The sequence below is a fragment of the Streptomyces sp. W16 genome (assembly GCF_033194735.1).
Taxonomy (GTDB): domain Bacteria; phylum Actinomycetota; class Actinomycetes; order Streptomycetales; family Streptomycetaceae; genus Streptomyces.
The window spans coordinates 1-1,101 of record NZ_JAWOAI010001132.1; the positions used below are offsets into that span (position 1 = coordinate 1).

General features: G+C 73.6%; 1 protein-coding gene. It reads right to left on the reverse strand.

Annotated features, from left to right (window positions below):
• Positions 1–190: 190 nt before the first annotated feature.
• Complete coding sequence (locus tag R6V09_RS53690; RefSeq protein ID WP_317888633.1) at positions 191–961, reverse strand: MIP/aquaporin family protein; 771 nt, start codon at positions 959–961, stop codon at positions 191–193.
• Positions 962–1,101 lie beyond the last annotated feature (140 nt).

Genomic DNA, 1,101 nt, shown 5'->3' on the forward strand with positions numbered 1-1,101 from the left:
TTGACCGGCAGGGCCGTCCCAACTGCGCCGCCGTGCACGAGCGTTGACCGCTCCCGTCGTCGACAGGCTGTAATGCGGGCGGGTTGCGGGGTGCGGCATCGTCGCTGCTCCCGTCCGTGGTGGTGGCCACGTCTTCGGGACGGGGGTCGTGGCACGGCAGTGGCGCTTCCGGCTCGCGGAAGGGCTTCCGCTACGGCTGTGGGGCCGCGGCCCGTTCGCGGTCGGCCGGGGTCCGGGCGAGGGCGCGACGGTGGGCGACGACACCGTTGATCACGACGGTCGCCGCGAGCGCCCCGAGCGGCGGGGCGAGGAGATAGACCGGCAGCAGCGAAAGGTCGCCGGAGAGCAGCGCCGGCCCGAACTCCCGCGCGGGGTTGGCGATTCCGCCGGACAGGGTGCCGAAGGCGATGATCTGGGCGGCGATCATCGTGCCGACCGCCCAGGGGGTGAACGGGCCGAGTCGGCGGCTGGAGACGCCGATCCCGGCGACGGCGACGATGACGAACATCGTGGCGGCCTCGATCACGGCGACGGCGGCCCAACTCCAGCCGGGAGCAGGCCTGATGACGGCGAAGTCCACGGCGGGGGAGGCGAACACCGGGCCCCAGACCAGTCGTCCGGCCGCGACGCCGAGCAGCGAACCGATCAGCTGTCCGGCGATGAACGGCGCGACATCGCGGCCGGGCGTGCGGCCGTAGCGCCACATCGCGAGGGTGATCGCCGGGTTGATGTGGCCGCCGGTCACCCTGCCCCAGGGGGAGAGCATGACGGCGGTGACCGTGTAGCCGGAGAGCGGGGCCACGGCCAGCAGCCGGCCCTCGGGAGTGTTCCACCAGCCGCCCGCCGCCGGGTCGAGGGTGCCCAGCAGCCAGCGGACCGTGGTGGCCACGACGAACAACATGACTGCGGTCAGGGCGAGTTCGAGGAGGGCCGAGTGAAGTGTGCGCCGGTTTCCGCTCACAGCGGCTTCGTCCACGAGGCGTCGGAGCGGGTCAGTACGAACGCGGTGGCGGAGGCCGCCACCAGCAGCAGCGCGGCGAACAGCAGGGGCAGGGCCCGGCCGCCGTGCTCGACCGCGACGGCACCGGCCAGACCGCCCGC